Raw genomic sequence first — 20,519 nt, forward strand, 5'->3', positions numbered from 1 at the left:
ATTTTCGCCGCTCACCGAAAGGGGAACGCGATGATCCGGCACCTTCTGGCGCTTTGCGTCATCTCCCTGCTATTCGCCGCCGGCGCGGCTATGGCCGAGGAAGAAATCCTTTCCTTTGACAGCGATATCGTCCTCTCGGAGGACGGTACCCTCGACGTCACCGACACGATCCGCGTCCGGTCCGAGGGCTACAAGATGACGAAGGGGGTCTTCTACGAGCCCCCGTACGTATATATGTATCGCGAATTCCAGGTCGAATATAAGGATTCTGACGTCGCCCGCCCGACGGTCGGCCTGGATATTCTGGAGATACGGAAAGACGGCGACGCCATTACCTATCAAGCCAGGCAGGAAGGCCTGAACATCTTTATCAGTTCGCGCAATATCTTTCCCGAGCTTGGCGTCCACACTTACGAGTTCCGCTACCGGACCCGCGCGCACATCCTCTGTCGCGCCGATCAAGAGCTCCTTTATTGGAAAGTGGTCAGCAACAACTGGGACTTTCCAATCCTCAAGATCAGGGCGGGCATCACCCTGCCGGCGGGCGTCGCGGCCCGGCTTCCGGAAACTTTGGCCGGCTTGGTGGAATCGAAAGGCATCGAGGGCCGCATCGCTCGAGGTGGCCCCAACACCATCGCCTTCAAAACAAGGCGGACGCTGCCCCCCGGCGAGGCCTTCGCCGTTCGGATTGCTTTCGAAAAGGGCACCTTTGCTGACTGTGCCGACCGGCACGCGATGCGCGGCGGCGAAAGCATCGACGGGAGCAACTCCGTCGTGGGCAAACAGGGAGAGAAATGATGCGGCAGTTCCTGGCACTCGTGATCCTTGCGCTCGCCTTCGCCGCCAGCCCGGCAAAGGCCGAGGAGGAAATCCTCTCCTACGAGAGTGACATCGTCGTTGCCGAGGACGGCACGCTGGACGTCACCGAGACGATCCGGGTCCGGGCCGAGGGCCGCAAGATCAAGCGGGGCATCTACCGGGATTTCCCGGTCCAGTACCGCACCGCCAACGGCCTGCGCCGTGCCGTCGGCTTCGACGTCATCGAGATCAGGCGGGACGGCAAGAAGGAGCCCTGGCACAGCGCCTGGGTCGACGGCTACGAGCGCATCTATATCGGTGACGAGGACGTCTTCCTAAATTCCGGCGAATACACCTACACCATTCGCTACGAGACGACCCACCAGCTCCGCTTCTTTGCCGCTTATGACGAGCTCTACTGGAACGTCACGGGTAATTTCTGGGACTTTCCGATCCGCCGCGCCGTCGCCCGGATCGCGCTCCCGCAGGCCGCGGAAATCCTGCAAAGGGCGGCCTATACCGGCTACCAGGGCGACAGGGGGAGGGCCTATCGGGTCAGCAATCAGGGCTTCAACACCATCACCTTCGAGACCACCCGGCCGCTCGCCCGCAACCAGGGACTGACGGTCGGTGTCGGCTTTTCCAAGGGCGTCGTCGACGAGCCGGGCCCGGTCGGCCGCTTCCTCAACGCCTTCCTCGACAATTTCGGCCTCTTCCTCCTCGTCGTCGGCACCTTCGGCGTCGGCGCCTACTTCTTCGCCAAATGGCTGGAGGTCGGCCGCGATCCGGAAGGTGGCGTCATCATCCCGCTCTACGAGCCGCCGAAGGGCCTGTCGCCGGCCGCCCTCAGCTATCTCCACTACCAGACCTTCGCATCCGGGCGCGGCGGCGCCACCAAGGCCTTCATCGCCGCGCTCCTGTCGCTGGCGGTCAAGGGACGGATCCGGCTCGACGAGGAGGGCAAGAAGAAGGTCGCCCTGGAGGCGGCGGACCGCAGGACCGACGACCTTCCAGGCGGCGAGAGGGCGCTGATGGACGGGTTCCTCGGTGGCCGCGACCGCTTCGTCGTCGAGCGGGCCAACGCCACGACGCTCGTGAGGACAAGGGCCGCTTTCCGCAAGGCGATCCTCACGGAGTACGAGGGAAAGTTCTTCAGGAACAACTATTTCGTCTCGATTGTCGGCGCCGTCATCTCCGTTGCCATCCTCATCGCCTTCATCTTCTTCCACGCGCCGACGGATACCGAACTCGGCACCATGATCATCGCCGCCTTTTCCGGCTTCGGCGGCGCCTTTCTGCTCTCCATGGGGCTCTACCGCCTGCTCGGCTGGATCCCGGGAGGAAGTTCGGCGATCGCCGGCACCTTCCTGACGATCCTCGGCGCCGTCATCTTCGCGCCGTCGCTGGTCATGCCGCTGCTGCTTGCCGGCGCTGCCACGATGATCCCGGCGATGGTCGTCGCCCTTTGCGTCCTCAACATCCTCTTCTTCGGCCTGATGCGGGCGCCGACGGTCATCGGCCGGCGTATCATGGACGAGACGGAGGGTTTCAAGATGTTTCTCTCCGTCGCCGAAGCGGACCGCATGAACATGATCGACGCGCCGGACGTCACCGAGCCGGTGTTCGAGAAATACCTGCCCTACGCGATCGCCCTCGGCGTCGAGAAGCCGTGGTCGAACGCGTTTTCCGACTACCTCGCCCGCGCACGGCCGGGCGAGATCGTCTCCTCCTACCATCCGGGCTGGTACCGCGGCGGCTCCTTCGATGTCGGCCATATCGGCTCGATGACATCGGGCATCGTCTCCGCCGTCGGCTCCAGCGTCTCCGCGGCAACGCCCAGTTCCTCCGGCTCGTCGGGCGGCGGCTCGTCCGGCGGAGGCGGCGGTGGTGGCGGCGGCGGCGGCTGGTAGGGCCCGGCGCAAAGCACCGCACTGCAGCGGGGGGTGACTTTTTCCCCCGCCCTTGGTAACGGACGGCGCCGGACGGCAGTTGCCCGCCGGCGTCCTCCGACCGAGCGAGACCGATATGCCTGACCTCTTTCTGGAACTCTTCAGCGAAGAAATCCCCGCGCGCATGCAGCGCCGGGCCGGCGAGGATCTGAAGAAGCTGGTGACCGACGGTCTGGTGGACGCGGGCCTGCCGTATGAGGGCGCCAAGGCCTTCGCCACCCCGCGCCGGCTGGCGCTGCACGTTGCCGGCGTGCCGGTGCGCTCGCCGGACGTCAAGGAAGAGCGCAAGGGCCCGCGCGTCGGCGCCCCGGAAAAGGCGCTGGCAGGGTTCCTGCGCGCCGCCGGTCTCGACAGCGTCGACCAGGCGGAGATCGTCTCCGACCCCAAGAAGGGCGATTTTTACGTCGCCCGCATCGAAAAGCCGGGCCGCGAGGCAACCGAGATCGTCGCCGAACTGGTCGCCGACACCATCCGCAAATTCCCCTGGCCGAAATCCATGCGCTGGGGCGAGGGGAGCCTTCGCTGGGTGCGCCCGCTGCACTCGATCCTGTGCACCTTCGGCGCGGAGACCGAGGACCCGGACGTCATCGCCGTCGAGGTCGACGGCATCCCGTCGGGCGACGTCACCTATGGCCATCGCTTCCTGGCGCCCGGTCCGATCCGCGTGAAGCGCCTCGACGACTATATGACGTCGCTGGAAAAGGCGAAGGTCGTGCTCGATGCCGACCGCCGCAAGGACATCATCCGCACCGACGCCGACAACGCCGCCCACGCCATCGGCCTTGAGGTCGTCACCGACGAAAAGCTCCTGGACGAGGCGTCGGGCCTCGTCGAATGGCCCGTCGTGCTGGTCGGCAGTTTCGACGAGCGGTTCCTAGATATGCCCGACGAGGTCATCCGCACCTCGATCCGCGAGCACCAGAAGTGCTTCGTGCTCTCCGATCCGAAGACCGGAAAACTCGCCAACCGCTTCGTGCTGGTCTCCAACCTGGAGGCCAGCGACGGCGGTCTTGCGATCACGGCCGGCAACGAGAAGGTCATTCGCGCGCGGCTGTCGGATGCCGACTTCTTCTGGCAGTCCGACCTGAAGACGCCGCTCGCCGACAACGTCGCAAAGCTCGACGACATCGTCTTCCACGAAAAGCTCGGCAGCCAGGGCGAGCGCGTCAAGCGGCTGGAAACGCTGGCCGCTGCCATCGCCGAAAAGATCGGAGCCGACCCGGCAAAGGCGGCGCGCGCGGCCAAGCTCGCCAAGGCCGACCTCGTCTCGCACATGGTCTTCGAGTTCCCCGAGCTGCAGGGCCTGATGGGCAAGTACTACGCGGAAGCGCAGGGCGAGGATGCCGCCGTCGCCACTGCCATCGAGGATCACTACAAGCCGCAGGGGCCGTCGGATGACGTGCCGTCCGAGCCGGTCGCGATTGCCGTCGCCCTTGCCGACAAGCTCGACATGCTGACCGGGTTTTGGGCCATCGACGAAAAGCCCACCGGCTCCAAGGATCCGTTTGCGCTGAGGCGCGCGGCCCTCGGCGTTATTCGGATCATCCTGGAGAACGAGCTTCGCTTCCCGCTCGCCGCCGACCCGGACCTCCTCAACTTCTTCGCCGACCGTCTGAAGGTGCAGTTGCGGGAGGAGGGCGCCCGGCATGACCTCGTCGATGCGGTCTTCGCCCTCGACGACCAGGACGACCTCCTGATGGTCGTGCGCCGCATCGAGGCGCTGGGCACATTCCTCGACAGCGACGACGGCGCCAACCTCCTCGCCGGCTACAAGCGCGCGGTCAACATCCTGCGCGCGGAAGAAAAGAAGTCCGGCGAAACCTATTCCGGCCGCCCCGACCCGAACCTCCTGACCGAGCAGGCCGAAAAGGATCTTGCCGGCGCCATCGACATCGCCCGCACCGATGCGGCCAAAGCCATCGACGCCGAGGACTTCGCCGCCGCCATGGCCGCCTTGGCCACCCTGCGCGCGCCCGTCGACACCTTCTTCGACGACATCCTCGTAAACGCCGACGACCCGGCGCTACGGGAGAACCGCCTAAAGCTCCTCAACGAAATCCGCGAGGCGACGCTGGCGGTAGCGGATTTTTCGCGGATCGGATCCTGATCGCTCCCGCCCGCCCAACACTCCGTCGTCATCCCGGCCCCCGAGCCGGGATCCATTGCCCCTGTCCAAACGGTATGCCAGTCGTAGATTGATTCGGCATGTGCGCCGATAGGAGTCCGAGCGCATTCGTGACAGGCTACCGCGCCGAAACAGGCAATGGATACCGGGTTTCCGCTTCGCTCCGCCCGGCACGACGGAAGAGGGAAAACACCCGCCTTTCGTCATCCAACCCCTCCGCCCCGCGGTGATTTGGGTGCCTTCACTTCCCGAAAGCCGGTTTTCGCTCATCACCCCATTGCCGTCATGCGAAACAGGCGGTAACGCGGGGGCATGACCAAGCCCGATGCGCCCCGGCGCACCCGCCTGTCGTTCGTCTACAGCAGCTTCGGTCCGCCCCTGTCGACCCTTCGCCTGGTCGAGACCGGGGTGCCCGACCTGATGCCGGGACACCTGCGGGTGGCAATGACCTATGCGCCGGTGAACCCGTCCGACCTCATCCCGATAACGGGCGCCTACTCCCATCGGATCGCGCTGCCGGCCGTCGCCGGCTATGAAGGGGTGGGCCGCGTGGTCGAGGCCTCGCCCGAGCTGTCCCATAGGGTCGGCCAGCGCGTGCTTCCGCTGCGCGGCGAGGGCACCTGGCAGACGCTCGTGGATTGTGCGGGGAGCGATGCCGTTGAGGTTCCGGGCGCCGTCCCGGACGCGGTCGCCGCGCGCGCGTATATCAACCCGCTCGCCGCCTTCACCATGCTCCGGCTCTGGCCGGTGCGCGGCAGGTCTGTCCTGTTGAGCGGAGCGGGGTCGAGCTGCGCCGACTATCTCGGCCACTGGGCGCTCCGCCAAGGGGCCAAGAGCGCCATCGGCATCTACCGCTCAAAGAGCCGCGTGCCGCGGATGCGCGCCCTTGGCATCGAGCCTGTGTCGATGAAAGACGCCACGCGCATTGCCGAAGCGGCGGGGCCGGCCGACGTGACCTTCGATGCCCTCGGCGGCCCGGTTGCGTCGCGGATCCTGGGTCTGATGCCGGAGGGGTCGAGCTTCGTCGGCTACGGCCTGTTGACCGGCGAGCCCGTCTCGCCGCCGGACGTGCCTCGCGCGTCCTTTTGCCGGTTCCACATGCGCGACCATCTCGCGCCGGGCGGGATGGCCAACGCCTTCGCCGGTATCTGGCCGCTACTCGCCGGTATGGAGTTGCCGCCGGCCCGCATCTTTCCCGCCCGGCAATGGCGAGAGGCAATCGCCGAGGCCGCGCGGCCCGGCGCGCCAAAACCGATCCTCGATTTTTCGCAGATCGAAGGTTGACGGGCCGGCTTTGCTCTGGCCGTCGGGGCGGGAGAACGAGCGGCCGACACGGGCGAAACCGGACGGATAGACAGCGTTGGCAAACGGGTGGGCACCGTCGACAAATGCGCGGGCAGGGGCAACAGACGACCGCTCCCGTCCACCAAACGCTCGGTCGTCATCCCGGCCTCCGAGCCGGGATCCAATGCCCCTCTCCACACGGTACGCCGGTCGTTGAGCGACCTCGGCTTTTGCGTTGATCGAAGGCCGAACGCGGCCGCACCGGGCTACGTCGCCGAGATGGGCAATGGATACCGGGTCTCCGCTGCGCTCCGCCCGGCATGACGGGTGTGGGGACCAGCGCTCTGCACCGCCGCGCTTGCCTCACGTGCGAATGGTCCGCTTCGGCCCTTCTATCCCTCAGTCGCTTGACCTCTCCATCCCGCCATCCGGCCGTTTCCATCCTCTAACCGGCCTTTCCTCACTGAAAATCCCTATTGCATCATTTCGATAATTCGACTATTCTCGAAATATGGAAAAACAAACGGCGCTGAACGCCCTGTCGGCTCTGGCCCAGGAAACGCGGATCGATGTGTACCGGCTGCTGGTGAAGGCCGGGCCGGAGGGGATGGCGGCAGGCGCGATTGCCGAGAAGCTCGGCGTCATGCCGAACACGCTGTCGTCCCATCTCGGCATCCTGTCGAATGCCGGGCTGGTCAAGGCGGAACGGGCGGGCAGGGTGATCCGCTACACGGCGGAACTGGACGCCATGCAGGGGCTGCTGGCCTATCTGATGCGCGACTGCTGCGGCGGCAACCCTCAAGTGTGCGGGCCGCTCGCCGGGCTGATCGAGGAGACGTGCTGACGCGCGGCTCGCCTGAAAAACAAGAGAGCGTGCGGGCGAACCTTCGGTTCGGACCGCAAGACGCTGTGAACCGACGCCATCAATCAACGCCAAGGGGGGGACCCGGAGATGACGGAAAAAACCTACAACGTGCTGTTCCTGTGCACCGGCAATTCGGCGCGCTCGATCCTTGCCGAGGCAATCCTCGGCCGTGAGGGGGCGGGACGCTTCCGGGCCTTTTCCGCCGGCAGCCAGCCGAAGGGCGAGGTGCATACCTTCGCCATCGACCTCCTGAAAAAGCTCAATTACGAGACGGACGGCTTTTCGTCCAAGAGCTGGGACGTCTTTGCCGGCCCGGGCGCGCCGAAGATGGATTTCGTCTTCACCGTCTGCGACAACGCCGCCTCGGAAGTCTGCCCGGTGTGGCCGGGCCAGCCGATGTCCGCCCATTGGGGCGTGCCCGATCCGGCCGCAGCCGAGGGCACGGAGGCGGAACGGCGCTACGCCTTCGCCGATGCCTACCGGATGCTTTCCCACCGCATCTCGGTCTTCGTCAACCTGCCGATCACCAGCCTCGACAATCTCACCCTGAAGAAGAAGCTCGACGCCATCGGTGCGGCAAGCACCGAGACGGCCGAGGCCTGAGCCATGGCGTTTTCGCAGCGACAGCGGCTTGCGGCGGAGTTTTTGGGGACGGCGTTCCTGCTTGCCACCGTCGTCGGCTCCGGCATCATGGCCGAGCGGCTCGCCGGCGGCAACGTTGCCGTGGCGCTCCTCGGCAACACCATCCCGACCGGCGCCATCCTCTTCGTCCTGATCACCATGCTGGGACCGATTTCGGGCGCCCATTTCAACCCGGCCGTCACCTTCGCCTTCCTCATACGCGGCGAGATCGCGAGCCGGGAAGCGGGGTTCTTCGTCGTTGCCCAGGTCGCCGGCGGCCTTGCCGGTGCGGCGGCCGCGCATTTCATGTTCGAGCTGCCGATCGTCCAGGTCTCCGCGCACTTTCGCACGGGGCCCGCCCAATGGGGCTCGGAGGCGATCGCCACCTTCGGCCTCGTCGCGACGATCCTGGCGACGGTTCGGTTCCGCCCCACCGCCGTGCCCGCCGCCGTCGGGCTCTACATCACCGCGGCCTACTGGTTCACGGCCTCCACGTCCTTCGCCAACCCGGCGGTGACGGTGGCGCGCTCTTTCACCGACACCTTTTCCGGCATCGCCCCGGAGCACATGCCGGCCTTCATCCTCGCCCAGTTCGTCGGCGCCGGCCTTGCCGTGCCGCTGTTCGGATGGCTGCTGTCGGAGGAAAAACAGCAAGAATTCGCAGAGGAACCGGCGGAGTAACCGTCAGTCGGCAGGCGCAAGTTTCGTCGGCGCCACCCACCATTCGGGGTGTGCCGACGTGATCGCCGCCGCCGCCCGCGCTGCCGCATCGGCGCTGTCGTAAAGCCCGAAGACGGTCGCGCCCGAGCCCGACATGCGTGTCAGGAGCGGTCCCGTACCGCTGACGGTACGAAGCGCATCGGCAATGGCAGGCGCGAGCGTCGCTGCCGTTGCCTCAAGGTCGTTGCGGCAGGTGGCAATGAAGGCAACGAGCGCGTCGCGGCCGGAAAGGTCCGGCACGGCGCCGATCCCCGCATTTTCGCGCTTTGCCAGCGCCTTGAAGACGGCGGGCGTCGACACGCTCACCCCCGGATTGACGAGAACCGCATCGCAGCCGCCAAAGGCGGCCAGCGGATCGAGGTCCGTGCCGATGCCGGTTGCCCTCAGCGGCCGTCCGACGACGCACATCGGCACGTCGGCGCCAAGCGGGGCCGAGAGATCGGCAAGCGCCTCAAGAGAAAAGTCCAGGCCCCACAGCCGGTTGAGGGCGCGCAGGGTCGCCGCCGCATCGGCCGAGCCGCCGCCGATCCCGGACGCGACCGGCAGGTTCTTTTCAAGGGAAAGCCGTACCGGCGGCACCAGCTTGCCGTGCTCGGCGGCAGCCGCCCGAAGCGCCTTTGCCGCGGCGAGCACCAGATTGTCGCCCGCGCCGGAAAGCCCCTTGGCAAAGGGGCCGGTGATTTCCAGCGTGATCCCGGCACCCGTCGGCGCGGCCTCCACGTTCAGCCGGTCGCCGATATCGGCGAAGGCAACGAGCGTGTCCAGGAGATGATAGCCGTCCGCGCGCCGTCCGGTGACGTGGAGCGCAAGGTTGATCTTGGCGGGCGCCGCTTCGGCGATCATGGCAATCAGCATCGACAGGAAAAGGGGAGGGCCAATAGACCGGCCCGTCGCCCACCCGTCAATGCGACCCGTGGGATCAGTGCGACCGGTCGATCAGCCGTCCTTGTCCTGCTTGCCGGCCTCTTTCGTCGGGTTCTTGGCGACCGGGATCTTGCCGTCGCTGTTGAGGCCGTCGGCGAGCTTCCTCTTGATCTGGTCAAGGGTCTCCGGCGTCGGGTCGAGGTCGCGGGCGTGGCTCCACTGGAACTGCGCCTCGAGCTTCCTGCCGACCATCCAGTAGGCATCGCCGAGATGGTCGTTGATGATCGGGTCGACGGCGCGAAGCTCCACCGCCCGCTCCAGATGGCGCACCGCCTCGTCGTAATTGCCGAGCCGGTAATAGGCCCAGCCGAGGCTGTCGACGATGTAGCCGTCGTTCGGCCTCAACTCCACGGCCTTGCGGATCATCTCCATCGCGCGGTCGAGGTGGATGCCCTGGTCGATCCAGGAGTAGCCGAGATAGTTGAGGGCATCCGGCTCGTTGGGTGACAGGTCCAGCGCCTTCATCAGGTCGGACTCCGCCTTCGCCCAGAGCTTCGACTGCTCGTAGCAGATGGCCCGGTAGTAGAACATCGCCCAGTGCTCTTTGCCGGGCTTGGCGATGGTGTCGATGCCGCGGCTGTAGATATCGGCGGCTTCCAGGAACAGCTTGCGGCGCCTCAGCACATTGCCGAGGGCGCGGACGGCATCGAGGTCCGACGGATCGTCGTCGACCAGCTTGATGAGATGCGCCCGCGCCTCGTCGACCTTGTCGAGGGCCGAGTAGTTGAGGCCGACCTGGATTTCCGCGCCGCGCTTTAGCGGCGAGTCCGGATCGATGGTGAGATAGGTCTCGATCGCCTGCTCGTAGCGCTTCTGGCGCTCGTAGAGCGTTGCCAGCGCGACCGTGGCGAGCTCGGCCTTCGGGTCCATGTATTTGGCGAGCTGCAGATAGACGATGGCAAGGTCGAGGAAGCCATCCCGCCCGATCGCAGAGCCGAGCCAGTAGAGCACCTCGCCGCCGCCGGCCTGCACGTCGCGGATGACGGGTGCCGGCTGCTTGCCGCTTTCGGCGATCTCCAGGGTGCGGGTCAGGAGCGGATGGCTCGGTACCGTCCGTTCGAAATCGGCGACCACCTTCTTGGCGTCGTCGAGCCGGCCGACCCGGATCAGGCTGCGCACATAGGCATCGACGATGCGAAGCGCCGTCGGGTCGTTCTCATAGGCGACCTTGATGCGCTTGACCGCCTCGTCCTTGCGCCCCGCAAGGCCGGCGATCAGCCCGGAATGGTACTGGGCGAACACGGCGGTGCTGCGGTCCTTGCCGTAGTCGTCGAGGAAGGCGATGGCGCCGTTGGTGTCGCCGGCGCCCTGCATCGCCCAGGCGGTCAGCAGCGCGGAGGAGAGTTCGGCCAGCGGACCCTGCTCGGCGATCGCCTCATAGTGCTTGCGCGCCTTGTCGAAGGAGCGCTCCTTGTGCGCCTTGATGCCGAGGACGAGCTGCGCCATCCGGTTGTTCTTGTCGATGGTCACGAGACGATCGGCGATCTCGGCCGCTTCCCCCACCTCGCCGGCGGACAGGAGCAGCTCGAAGGTGCGGTCGAGGAACTCCTTGTTGTCCGGGTCGCCGGCCAGCGCCTCGCGATAGAACTCGATCGCCTTGTCGACGTCGCGGATCTGCTCGGCGTGCCGTGCCGCCAGATAGCTGCCGGAGAGCGATGGCGGATAGGTCTCGAGCAGGAAGCTCGGCATCGTCTGGGCGCTGGCCGCGGCCGGGCCGTGAAGGATCGTGCCGGCGAGCGCCGCAGCGGTCAGGAGTGCCGCCGCAAGGCGCGGCAGATGCGGCAGGGTCGGGCGGTCGAACAATGTCATGGGCGTGTCGCTGCTGAGTTCTGCTGCTGAGGTCTGTCGGGCCGGCAAGGCACTGCTCCGGCCGGCAGAATCTGGTCGCCCGCAAGAATGGCCGTTTTGCCAACGTCCTGCAAGGCACGGGACCCGCCTTGCCGGTTTTGCCGCCGAACGGGGAAAAACGGCGGAATCCGGCAAAGGCGGAGCGGTCGTCATCGGCTCCCCGGGCGCCGGTTTGCGGCCGGAATGTGCCCCGGCGACCTCCCCGGAATGTCGAATGACGAAAACCTGTCACATCAATCGTCGAGATTGTCGGCAAAATCATGTAACAAAACCGTGCACGCCGAAGAGCGTGTATCGCCGCGTTAGCGGCAGATGCCGGCGGAACGCGAAAGGGGAGGAGCGCGTAAGCTGCCGGACGGGGACGCGGAAGCGCAAGAACGGGGAAAAGACGGCAGATATCAGCCGCTGAATCCCGTGTCCAGAGGGCACGCGCCAATCCGCCCGCGGTAATTTGATGCTATGCGGATAAGTCACCTTGCGGTGTGCGTTTATTGGGTGCATTGCGACCGGGTGATTTGCCACTCAGACCATGAAACCGGACCGGCAGGGAAACCCGACCCTGCCCCCTCCCAACCGGTTGACTGCAAAAAGGAAGGACGCGTCATGACCAAATGGGTCTACACCTTCGGCGACGGCACGGCGGAAGGCACCGCCGAAATGCGCAACCTGCTCGGCGGCAAGGGCGCAAACCTGGCGGAGATGTCGAATCTCGGCATACCGGTACCTCCGGGGTTCACCATCACCACCGAGGTCTGTACCCACTACTACGCCAACGACCGCACCTTCCCGGACGATCTGAAGGACCAGGTAGCCGCCGCGCTTGAGCACATGGCCAAGCTGACCGGCCGCAATTTCGGCGACGACAAGCGTCCGCTCCTGGTGTCGGTGCGCTCCGGTGCCCGCGCCTCGATGCCCGGCATGATGGACACCGTCCTCAATCTCGGCCTCAGCGACGCCACCGTGGAAGCCCTCGGCGAGGAAGCCGGCGACCGCCGCTTCGCCCTCGACAGCTACCGGCGCTTCATCCAGATGTATTCCGACGTCGTCCTCGGCGTCGGCCATGAGAATTTCGAAGAGGTCCTGGAGGAGATCAAGGACGCCCGCAACTTCACCCTCGACACCGACCTCGATCCGGACGCCTGGCTGGAAGTCATCGACCGCTACAAGAAGCTGGTCGAGGCCGAGCTCGGAACGCCGTTCCCGCAGGATCCGCTGGACCAGATCTGGGGCGCCATCGGCGCCGTCTTCGGCTCGTGGATGAACCAGCGCGCCATCACCTACCGGCGCCTCCACAACCTGCCGGCCGAATGGGGCACCGCCGTCAACATCCAGGCCATGGTGTTCGGCAATATGGGCGACAGCTCGGCCACCGGCGTTGCCTTCACGCGCAATCCGTCGACCGGCGAGAACGCCCTTTACGGCGAGTTCCTCGTCAATGCCCAGGGCGAGGATGTGGTCGCCGGCATCCGCACCCCGCAGCACCTGACCAGGGCGGCCCGCGAGGCCTCCGGCGTCGACGCGCCGGCGCTGGAAGAGGTGATGCCCGAGGCGTTCAAGGAATTCGCCGGCATCTGCGACAAGCTCGAGAAGCACTATCGCGACATGCAGGACGTCGAGTTCACCATCGAACGCGGCAAGCTGTGGATGCTGCAGACCCGCAACGGCAAGCGCACCGCCAAGGCGGCGCTGAAGGTCGCGGTCGACATGGCCAATGAGGGCATGATCACCAAGGAAGAGGCGATCGGCCGGATCGAGCCGGGCTCGCTCGACCAGTTGCTGCATCCGACCATCGACCCGAACGCCGAACGCCACGTCATCGGCTCCGGCCTGCCGGCGTCTCCGGGCGCGGCCTCCGGCGAGATCGTCTTCACCGCCGACGAGGCCGAGGCGATGGCCGGCAAGGGCCATAAGGTCATCCTTGTCCGCGTCGAGACCAGCCCGGAAGACATCCACGGCATGCACGCCGCGGAAGCCATCCTCACCACCCGCGGCGGCATGACCAGCCACGCGGCGGTCGTTGCCCGCGGCATGGGCACGCCCTGCGTCTCCGGCGCCGGCGGCATCCGCGTCGACTATGTCAAGCAGACCATGACGTGTGCCGGCCGCACCTTCCAGAAGGGCGCCATCGTCACCGTCGACGGCACCACCGGCGAAGTTCTCGACGGCGAGGTGCCGATGCTGCAGCCCGAGCTTTCCGGCGATTTCGGCAAGCTGATGGAATGGGCCGACGCCATCCGCCGCATGAAGGTGCGCACCAACGCCGAGACCCCGGCCGACGCCCGCACCGCCGTCAATTTCGGCGCCGAGGGTATCGGGCTCTGCCGCACCGAGCACATGTTCTTTGATGCCGACCGCATCATCGCCGTGCGCGAGATGATCCTGTCGGACACCGAGGACGGACGCCGGGCGGCGCTGGCCAAGCTGCTGCCGATGCAGCGCGGCGACTTCGCCGAGCTGTTCGAGATCATGCACGGCCTGCCGGTGACCATCCGCCTGCTCGACCCGCCGCTGCACGAGTTCCTGCCGCACACGGATGCAGAGATCGCCGAGGTCGCCAAGGTAATGAACGTCGACCCGGAGAAACTGCGCGAGCGCTCCGAATCCCTGGCTGAGTTCAACCCGATGCTCGGCCATCGCGGCTGCCGTCTCGCCGTCTCCTATCCGGAGATCGCCGAGATGCAGGCCCGCGCCATCTTCGAGGCCGCCGTGGAAGCCGGCAAGAAGGCCGGCGCCCACGTCATCCCGGAGGTGATGGTGCCGTTGGTCGCCACCAAGGCCGAACTCGACCTGGTCAAGGATCGCATCGACGCCATGGCCAAGGCCGTCTCGGAGGATACCGGCGTGGAAATCCAGTACCATGTCGGCACCATGATCGAGCTGCCGCGGGCGGCGCTGCGGGCAGGAGACATCGCCGACTCGGCGGAGTTCTTCTCCTTCGGCACCAACGACCTGACCCAGACGACGTTCGGCATCTCGCGCGACGACGCCGCGTCGTTCATCGGCACCTACATCCAGAAGGGCATCTTCGAGCAGGATCCGTTCGTGACCATGGACCCCGAAGGCGTCGGCGAACTGGTTGCCATCGCCGCTGAACGCGGCCGGGCGACCCGTCCCGACATCAAGCTCGGCATCTGCGGCGAGCATGGCGGCGATCCGGCCTCGATCCATTTCTGCGAGAAGGTCGGCCTCTCCTACGTCTCCTGTTCGCCGTTCCGCGTGCCGATCGCCCGGCTCGCCGCGGCCCAGGCGGCCCTGTCGGCGGAGGACGCCGGCCACTCGACGGACTGACGCGGACCATATGGCCCGTATCCTCGTCCTCGTCCTGTGGTACGGCGCATGGATTGCCGTCGGCGTCCTGGCTTCCCGCCCGGGCGTCGTCGGCATGGTGCTGGCGCTGGGGGCCGGCGTCGTCGCCTACCTGTTGACCGAGGTCTTTGCCGGCGGCGGCATATCGGGTCCGCACCTGATTGCCGCCGTCTTCGTCACCGGCATCAGCTTCGGCATCGCCCGCGTCGTCGGGCTGATGCTTGCGGCGGGCGCGGTCTGATGGCCGCCCCCGTCCTCGATCTTGAGGCCATACGGCAGGGCGGCAAGCCGGCGCTCGCCCGGGCGCTGGCTGCTATCGAGACCGGTGACGGCTCCGACGCCGTCGCCAGCCTCCTCGATGCCGCCGTCGCCGACCCGAAGGGCCATGTCCTCGGCCTCACCGGTCCGCCCGGCGTCGGCAAGTCGACCCTCACCGACACGCTGCTGAAGCGCTGGCGCAAGGCCGGCGAAAGCGTCGGCGTCATCGCCGTCGACCCGTCCTCGCGCATCAGCCAGGGCGCGCTCCTCGGCGACCGCACGCGCCTGAAGACCGACCCGGAGGACACCAACGTCTTCGTGCGCTCCATGGCCGCCCGCGACCGGCTCGGCGGCCTTTCCGACCACGCGGTCGGCGCCGCCGCATTGATGCGCGCCGTCTTCGACCGGGTCATCGTGGAATCCGTCGGCATCGGCCAGTCGGAAGCCGACATCGCCCTCGTCGCCGACACCATACTCCTGTGCATCCAGCCGGGCTCGGGCGACTCGCTCCAATTCATGAAGGCCGGCGTCATGGAACTGCCGGACGTCGTCGCCGTCACCAAGGCCGACATGGAGCAGGCCGCGCGCAGGGCCGTCGCCGACGTCGAAGGCGCGCTGACCCTGGCGCTCGGCGAGGATGCAAGCTGGAAGGCTCCCGTGGTCGCCGTCTCGGCCGCGACCGGCACCGGCCTCGATGGTCTCAGCGATGCCCTCGACGGCCACCGCGCGCACCTTTTGAGCGCCGGTCGCCTCGCCGCGCGCCGGGCGCGCCAGAACCGGCAATGGCTCGATCAGGCCCTCAAGAGCCGTTTCGGCACGGTCGGCGCAAAGCTGGCCGCGAAGGTCGACCTGCCCGACGCCGAGACCCGGCCCTTCGCCGCGATCAAGACCGCCAGCGACGCGCTGAAAGCCGCGCTGGCGCGGCTCTAGCTTCTGTGTCCAAAAACAACGGCATTGCAGATGTCGCGAGCAGTCCTTGCCGGCGCGCTCATCGCGATCCCGGACGGCGGCGCCGGCACGGGGCGGGACGGTTCAGCGCGACAGGTAGCCCCCGTCGATCGGCAGATAGGCACCGTTGACGAAGGTCCAGTTCGGTGCGGACACCATCGCCACGACCGATCCGACCTCTTCGGGCTCTCCCATGCGGCCGACGGGATGCTCTGTCTCCAGTGCAGAGCGCTCTTCAGGATCGAGATTGTTTTCCATGCCCGTCTTGATGAAGGCAGGGCCGACGGCAATGGCACGGACGCCCTTGTCGGCATAGTCCACCGCGACCTGCTTGGTCAGGCCGACCACAGCGTGCTTCGTGGCGACATAGGGCGCCATCCCCGGAAATCCCACCTGCCCGAGGATCGACGCGACGTTGACGATGACGCCGCCGCCATTGTCCAGGAGCGCCGGGATCTGGGCGCGCATGCCGTAGAAGACGCCGTCCAGATTGATCGACAGGATCCGCCGCCAGAGCGCGTCGTCGATCTCGGCAAGGGGCGTCGCGGGAGGGGCCACGCCCGCATTGTTGCAGGCGATGTCGAGCTTGCCGTAGACCGACAGCGCCTTCGCGACGAGGGCGCGGGCGTCCTCGGCTGAGGCGACGTCGGTATGCTGGAAGAGGGCGGTGCCGCCTGCGTCGGTGATCTGCCGGACGGTCTCGGCCCCGGCGTCATCGTCAAGGTCGGCGACGACGACCCTGGCGCCTGCCTTGGCGTAGTGGCAGGCGATCGAGCGGCCGATACCGCCACCGCCGCCGGTAACGAGGGCGACCTGGCCTTCGAGGAAGCGTGCTGTCGATGTCATGATTGTCTCTTTTTTTGGAAAATGGAGCTGCGGGACGTGGGGGCAAACCGGACATGTGCCGGTGCCACTCCCGCGTCGATCCGCGACGGGAAAGCGATGAAGGTGCCTGCCGGACCGCACGTTGCGGCACGGCAGGCAATAGCGATCAGCGATAGCTGAACAGGTACTCGGCCACCATCTCGGCGTTCGCCGGCGTCGCGGCCTCGAAGCCGTAATAGTCACCGTACTTGCTACGCAGGCTCTCGGTCGCGCGGCGCGCGATCTCGTCGTACCAGGCGGGCAGCATCGGGGTATGCGCGGTCAGCTTGGAGGCGTCGACGCCGAAACCCCACGGAACTTCGCCCATCGCCTGCCCGACGGCGGCCTCCAGATCGTCCAGGAACTGAAGGTAGAACGTCACGTCGGCCCGCGATCCGACATTGCCGTGTCCGCCCGACAGGTAATCCCAGTCCAGCGACCCGATCTGCTCGACCAGTTCGCGATAGCCCAGATAGGATGCGGAGCCGGCAAAGGCCCAGAACGGCGGCTGGTCGGGGTTGATAACGTCGGGGATGTGCGCAACCTTCTCGCCCTCAAGCACAAAGATCGCGTGGTCGTGGGCGTGGGCGTCGTTCAAGGCCCGGACGACGTCGACGGTCAGCCCCTCGAAGTCGAAGCTCTTCTCATCTGCGCCCAGCACGTGGGTCGGGGCAGGGTGCTTGGAGCCGAGGTGCCGCATCTGGTCGGCTGTGGCCGCGGTGGCGATGATCTCGGCCCCGGGGAAGGCCTTCAGGATCACCGGTGTGTCGTTGATGTGGTCGGCGTGGTTGTGGCTGTAGACGATGGCCGTCACCGGCAGGTCGGTCACCCCGGCGATGGCTTTCAACAGGCCCGGGCCCTGCCCCTCGAGCGGGTCGAACAGCAGCACGCCCCTGTCGCCGACGTAGAAGATGGTGCCGTAGAAGCCGCCCTCGTAGAAGTAGACGCGGTCGGTCAGCTTCTGCAGCACGTATGGCTGCTTCATGTTCTTGGTGAAGAGGTTCTCGATCTTCTCGCCGGGGGCGAGCGCTTCGGTGCTGGATTCGGCGCGGTAGGTCGCGCCGACGGTCGAGGGCACCTCGGCCAGCAGGCTCTGCGTGCTGAGCACGAGGGCGAGCGCCGTGGCGGCGGCGAAGCGGAGTTTGTGGGTCATTTCAGTCGTGTCCTATGGGCTGCATTTTTCCGATGCGCCTCAGGTAGTGCCAATGATCGTCAACAATTAGGGATCTAAAAGGCAACTCATTGTATTGATTTGACATACAGTAGGCGCTAGGACCCCGGACATGCTGAAGCTCGACCGTCTCTCCTATTTCCAGGCTGTCGCGGATACCGGCTCGTTTACGCAGGCCGCCGACCGGCTCGGCGTGACCAAGGCCGTCGTCAGCGCGCAGGTCGCCCGGCTTGAGGAAGAGCTCGGCGTTTCCCTTTTCGTGCGAACGACCCGCAGCGTCACCTTGACCGAGGACGGGGAGTTGCTGCTCGGGCACACGCGGCAGATCCAGCTTGAAGCGGACAGCGCCGAGGAGGCGTTGAACTCCAAGCGGGCGGCCCCGACGGGCGTCCTGCGGATCGCCGCACCGCTCGACTATGGGCAGACCTTCCTGGTGCCGGTGCTGACGAAATTCCGCTCGATCTATCCCGCCTGCACGGTCGAACTCGACCTCAGAGACAGCATGGTAGATCTGCAGTCGGGCAACTGGGACCTGTCGATCCGGCTCGGCTGGCTCTCAGAATCGAGCCTGAAGTCGCGGCGGGTCGGAAGCTTCATGCTGCATCTGGTCGCGTCGCCCGAACTGGCCGCGCGGTTCGACGATCCCGTGTTGCCGGACGACCTTGCGCCCTGGCCCTTCGTCGCCAATGCCGTTCTGCGCGATCCTACGAGGCACGAATTCACGAACCATGAGGGCCAAAGGGTGCGGCTCAGGTCGAATGTGGTCGCCGGCATGACCACCACGCCTGCCGTGCTGGCGGGCGCCTTGTCCGGGCTCGGCGCCGCCATCCTTCCCGACTTTCTCGTCGCCGAGCCCGTCGCCGCCGGACGCCTGGTACAGCTCCTGCCGGACTGGCGTTTGCCGGAAGGCGGGATCCACATCGTCTATCCCCCGGCCCGCTTCCGCCCCCCACGTGTCGTGGAATTCACCAAGTTGCTTGTCGACGCCGAAAAACACAGACGGATGGGCTGATCCTTCGGCACGCGAAACGCAGCATCCGACCAACTAGGCTCCATTCAGCCGGCCGATTTTTCAGGTGACGCGTGATCGGGAATACGCCGCAAATGTCCTCGCCGTCGTTTCTTTCGATGCGGCAAGGCGACGGCAATCCGTCTTTGAGTGCGCGTCCTGACCGGTCCCGGACGCTTCCCCATTAACCAAAGTATTCCGCTACCGCCCCCATTTCGGCCTGCTTTGCCGGGCCTAAAGGGTGCGGCGCGACTCGGCGAGCAAGACAAACGCTGGCGCGGCGCGGGCGATTTACCATTTGTAAACGCGAAAAATAAAAAACGACCGGGCTCATTAACCGATCCGCAAGGTTAATCGACGATCAAATGGTCCTTGCGTTGTGATTTGCAGAGTGCACGACGCATAACCCTTGCGTATCGGCGTGTGTTGCTAATGCCGATGAAGTTCAGAGTTGGGGCGAATGGCTCGACAACTTAATCGAAAGCGGACCCGGTCGGTCGTCGATGGCGTCGCGTCCCTTGTTCTCGCCGGTGTTTTCGTCTTCCTCATGCCGATCCAGGTGGCATTTCAGGACGCGGTCAGCGAGATCGGCGTCGAAGACCGGGATGCCCTGCGCTGGACCGCCCATATTCTTGAGCCGACGGACGGCACGACCCTGCCGCCGACCTACACCTACGCCAATGTCGGGCCGGAGATCACCGGCAGCATCGCCGTTGGCGGCGGCCGCGACGGCGCCATGCGCGTCGCCAGCCGCCCGGTCGGCGAGGTGAGCGAGCCCGAAACCATCGTCCCCGACCGCGACCGCATCAACCGGGCCCGCAAGGGCGACCGCCTGTCGACCCGCATGCCCGATCCGGAACCGGGCGAGATGGCGGCCGGCTCGCTGGTCACCATGGCGAGCCTCGTCACCTTCGACACCGGCACACAAATGCCGCGCGTCGCGTTCGTCAAGCCGGCCCCGTTCGAGGCCGACGAGCCGGCGGTCGCCGTTGCCGATGCGGCCGCTCCGACCCCCCAGGCGAAAAAGGTCGACGACCGCATCTTCATTGCCCGCGGCGTCGCCGCCGCCAGCCTGTCGCTGGTCAACGCCTACGCGCCGGACAATTCCGGCGACCTGGAAGCCCCGTTCAACGCCCTCTTCGGCGGCAAGCCGAAGGACGGATCGCTCGATCCGGAAGCCGAGGCCGTCGACAAGTCGGATTCCCACTGGTGGGCGTCGAATTCCCTGCCGGCGAGCGTGATCACCAACACGCAGCAGAAGTGCCTCGCCGAGGCGATCTATTTCGAGGCCCGCGGCGAGCCCTGGAAGGGCCAGGTCGCGGTCGCCCAGGTGGTACTCAACCGGGTCAAGAACCCGACCTATCCGGGGACCATCTGCGGCGTCGTCTACCAGAACAAGCACCGGCGCAACCGCTGCCAGTTCTCCTTTGCCTGCGACGGCAAGCGTGAGCGCATCCGCAGCCACAGCGCCTGGGCCAAGGCCCAGAAGATCGCCCGCGAGATCACCGCCGGCAAGCACTGGCTGAAAGAGGTCGGCGCCTCGACCCACTACCACGCCACCTATGTCCGCCCGCGCTGGGCCCGCCGCATGGTCCGCAAGCAGCGCATCGGTCGGCATATCTTTTATAAGACCAAGCACGGCGGCTGGAGCTGAGGCGGGGGCCGGGGATCGGGGTCGACGGGCCTATGTTTCAATCATGTAGGCCGATCTGGATTGCTTCGCTCACTCGCAATTGTGCGAGTTCAGATATTCGGTGATGGGATCGCGGAAAGGAGCGACCCATGCGCGACAACAGCTATGACCGGACGATCGAACGGAACTATGTTCA

16 protein-coding genes are annotated in these 20,519 nt (G+C 66.3%); 12 read left to right on the forward strand and 4 right to left on the reverse strand.

The features are described 5' to 3' along the window. Positions 1–30 precede the first annotated feature (30 nt). From M2319_RS12950 to M2319_RS12980, 7 genes are all read left to right on the forward strand, one after another. Positions 31–798 (forward strand): DUF2207 domain-containing protein, encoded by a 768-nt coding sequence (locus M2319_RS12950; RefSeq protein ID WP_264601874.1) that lies wholly within the window; start codon positions 31–33, stop codon positions 796–798. After that, entirely contained in the window at positions 798–2,708 is a 1,911-nt protein-coding gene (locus M2319_RS12955) for a DUF2207 domain-containing protein (protein ID WP_264601875.1), read from the forward strand. The genes M2319_RS12950 and M2319_RS12955 overlap by 1 nt, the downstream gene beginning before the upstream one ends. Positions 2,709–2,823: 115 nt before the next feature. After that, entirely contained in the window at positions 2,824–4,854 is a 2,031-nt protein-coding gene (gene glyS / locus M2319_RS12960) for a glycine--tRNA ligase subunit beta (RefSeq protein WP_264601876.1), read from the forward strand. A gap of 330 nt (positions 4,855–5,184) precedes the next feature. Beyond that, positions 5,185–6,156 carry a zinc-dependent alcohol dehydrogenase family protein gene (locus M2319_RS12965; protein ID WP_264601877.1) on the forward strand — a complete coding sequence of 324 codons (972 nt, stop codon included), beginning with the start codon at positions 5,185–5,187 and terminating at the stop codon, positions 6,154–6,156. Between the two features lie 511 nt (positions 6,157–6,667). Then, positions 6,668–7,000 carry an ArsR/SmtB family transcription factor gene (locus M2319_RS12970; protein ID WP_264601878.1) on the forward strand — a complete coding sequence of 111 codons (333 nt, stop codon included), beginning with the start codon at positions 6,668–6,670 and terminating at the stop codon, positions 6,998–7,000. A gap of 108 nt (positions 7,001–7,108) precedes the next feature. Further along, positions 7,109–7,624: an arsenate reductase ArsC gene (locus tag M2319_RS12975; RefSeq protein WP_264601879.1), complete on the forward strand. Its 516-nt coding sequence runs from the start codon at positions 7,109–7,111 to the stop codon at positions 7,622–7,624. Positions 7,625–7,627: 3 nt separating this feature from the next. Next, entirely contained in the window at positions 7,628–8,323 is a 696-nt protein-coding gene (locus M2319_RS12980; RefSeq protein WP_264601880.1) for an aquaporin, read from the forward strand. A gap of 3 nt (positions 8,324–8,326) precedes the next feature. On the opposite strand, the gene M2319_RS12985 is transcribed toward M2319_RS12980, so the two are convergent. Both M2319_RS12985 and M2319_RS12990 read right to left on the reverse strand, forming a co-directional pair. Beyond that, the gene (locus M2319_RS12985) at positions 8,327–9,205 is read right to left on the reverse strand and encodes a 4-(cytidine 5'-diphospho)-2-C-methyl-D-erythritol kinase (RefSeq protein ID WP_264601881.1); all 879 of its coding nucleotides are present in this window, start codon (positions 9,203–9,205) and stop codon (positions 8,327–8,329) included. A gap of 93 nt (positions 9,206–9,298) precedes the next feature. After that, a complete protein-coding gene (locus M2319_RS12990; RefSeq protein WP_264601882.1) occupies positions 9,299–11,095 on the reverse strand; it encodes a tetratricopeptide repeat protein in 1,797 nt (598 codons plus the stop codon). A 642-nt stretch (positions 11,096–11,737) separates the two neighbouring features. On the opposite strand from M2319_RS12990, the gene ppdK reads away from it, so the two are divergent. The 3 genes from ppdK to M2319_RS13005 are packed head-to-tail and all read left to right on the forward strand — an operon-like array spanning position 11,738 to position 15,628. Continuing rightward, positions 11,738–14,422 (forward strand): pyruvate, phosphate dikinase, encoded by a 2,685-nt coding sequence (gene ppdK, locus M2319_RS12995; RefSeq protein ID WP_264601883.1) that lies wholly within the window; start codon positions 11,738–11,740, stop codon positions 14,420–14,422. Between the two features lie 10 nt (positions 14,423–14,432). Next, positions 14,433–14,681, forward strand: coding sequence for a hypothetical protein (locus M2319_RS13000; protein ID WP_264601884.1), 249 nt, complete (start codon positions 14,433–14,435; stop codon positions 14,679–14,681). Beyond that, positions 14,681–15,628, forward strand: a complete 948-nt coding sequence (locus M2319_RS13005; protein WP_264601885.1) for an ArgK/MeaB family GTPase — start codon at positions 14,681–14,683, stop codon at positions 15,626–15,628. The genes M2319_RS13000 and M2319_RS13005 overlap by 1 nt, the downstream gene beginning before the upstream one ends. A gap of 102 nt (positions 15,629–15,730) precedes the next feature. Here the strand turns inward: M2319_RS13005 and M2319_RS13010 are convergent, their stop codons facing one another. Continuing rightward, positions 15,731–16,492, reverse strand: coding sequence for a glucose 1-dehydrogenase (locus tag M2319_RS13010; protein ID WP_264601886.1), 762 nt, complete (start codon positions 16,490–16,492; stop codon positions 15,731–15,733). Positions 16,493–16,637: 145 nt separating this feature from the next. Next, positions 16,638–17,663 (reverse strand): MBL fold metallo-hydrolase, encoded by a 1,026-nt coding sequence (locus tag M2319_RS13015; protein ID WP_264601887.1) that lies wholly within the window; start codon positions 17,661–17,663, stop codon positions 16,638–16,640. Between the two features lie 130 nt (positions 17,664–17,793). Here M2319_RS13015 and M2319_RS13020 point away from each other — a divergent pair, with 130 nt between their 5' ends. Next, complete coding sequence (locus tag M2319_RS13020; RefSeq protein ID WP_264601888.1) at positions 17,794–18,693, forward strand: LysR family transcriptional regulator; 900 nt, start codon at positions 17,794–17,796, stop codon at positions 18,691–18,693. A gap of 457 nt (positions 18,694–19,150) precedes the next feature. After that, positions 19,151–20,344 (forward strand): cell wall hydrolase, encoded by a 1,194-nt coding sequence (locus M2319_RS13025; RefSeq protein WP_264601889.1) that lies wholly within the window; start codon positions 19,151–19,153, stop codon positions 20,342–20,344. The last annotated feature ends 175 nt before the right edge of the window (positions 20,345–20,519 follow it).

The sequence above is a fragment of the Rhodobium gokarnense genome, assembly GCF_025961475.1.
Lineage (GTDB): Bacteria > Pseudomonadota > Alphaproteobacteria > Rhizobiales > Rhodobiaceae > Rhodobium > Rhodobium gokarnense.

Coding starts and splice junctions, on each gene's coding strand:
- M2319_RS12950 (WP_264601874.1), top strand. CDS start 31: ATGATCCGGCACCTTCTGGCGCTTTGCGTCATCTCCCTGCTATTCGCC.
- M2319_RS12955 (WP_264601875.1), top strand. CDS start 798: ATGCGGCAGTTCCTGGCACTCGTGATCCTTGCGCTCGCCTTCGCCGCC.
- glyS (WP_264601876.1), top strand. CDS start 2,824: ATGCCTGACCTCTTTCTGGAACTCTTCAGCGAAGAAATCCCCGCGCGC.
- M2319_RS12965 (WP_264601877.1), top strand. CDS start 5,185: ATGACCAAGCCCGATGCGCCCCGGCGCACCCGCCTGTCGTTCGTCTAC.
- M2319_RS12970 (WP_264601878.1), top strand. CDS start 6,668: ATGGAAAAACAAACGGCGCTGAACGCCCTGTCGGCTCTGGCCCAGGAA.
- M2319_RS12975 (WP_264601879.1), top strand. CDS start 7,109: ATGACGGAAAAAACCTACAACGTGCTGTTCCTGTGCACCGGCAATTCG.
- M2319_RS12980 (WP_264601880.1), top strand. CDS start 7,628: ATGGCGTTTTCGCAGCGACAGCGGCTTGCGGCGGAGTTTTTGGGGACG.
- M2319_RS12985 (WP_264601881.1), bottom strand. CDS start 9,205: ATGATCGCCGAAGCGGCGCCCGCCAAGATCAACCTTGCGCTCCACGTC.
- M2319_RS12990 (WP_264601882.1), bottom strand. CDS start 11,095: ATGACATTGTTCGACCGCCCGACCCTGCCGCATCTGCCGCGCCTTGCG.
- ppdK (WP_264601883.1), top strand. CDS start 11,738: ATGACCAAATGGGTCTACACCTTCGGCGACGGCACGGCGGAAGGCACC.
- M2319_RS13000 (WP_264601884.1), top strand. CDS start 14,433: ATGGCCCGTATCCTCGTCCTCGTCCTGTGGTACGGCGCATGGATTGCC.
- M2319_RS13005 (WP_264601885.1), top strand. CDS start 14,681: ATGGCCGCCCCCGTCCTCGATCTTGAGGCCATACGGCAGGGCGGCAAG.
- M2319_RS13010 (WP_264601886.1), bottom strand. CDS start 16,492: ATGACATCGACAGCACGCTTCCTCGAAGGCCAGGTCGCCCTCGTTACC.
- M2319_RS13015 (WP_264601887.1), bottom strand. CDS start 17,663: ATGACCCACAAACTCCGCTTCGCCGCCGCCACGGCGCTCGCCCTCGTG.
- M2319_RS13020 (WP_264601888.1), top strand. CDS start 17,794: ATGCTGAAGCTCGACCGTCTCTCCTATTTCCAGGCTGTCGCGGATACC.
- M2319_RS13025 (WP_264601889.1), top strand. CDS start 19,151: ATGGCTCGACAACTTAATCGAAAGCGGACCCGGTCGGTCGTCGATGGC.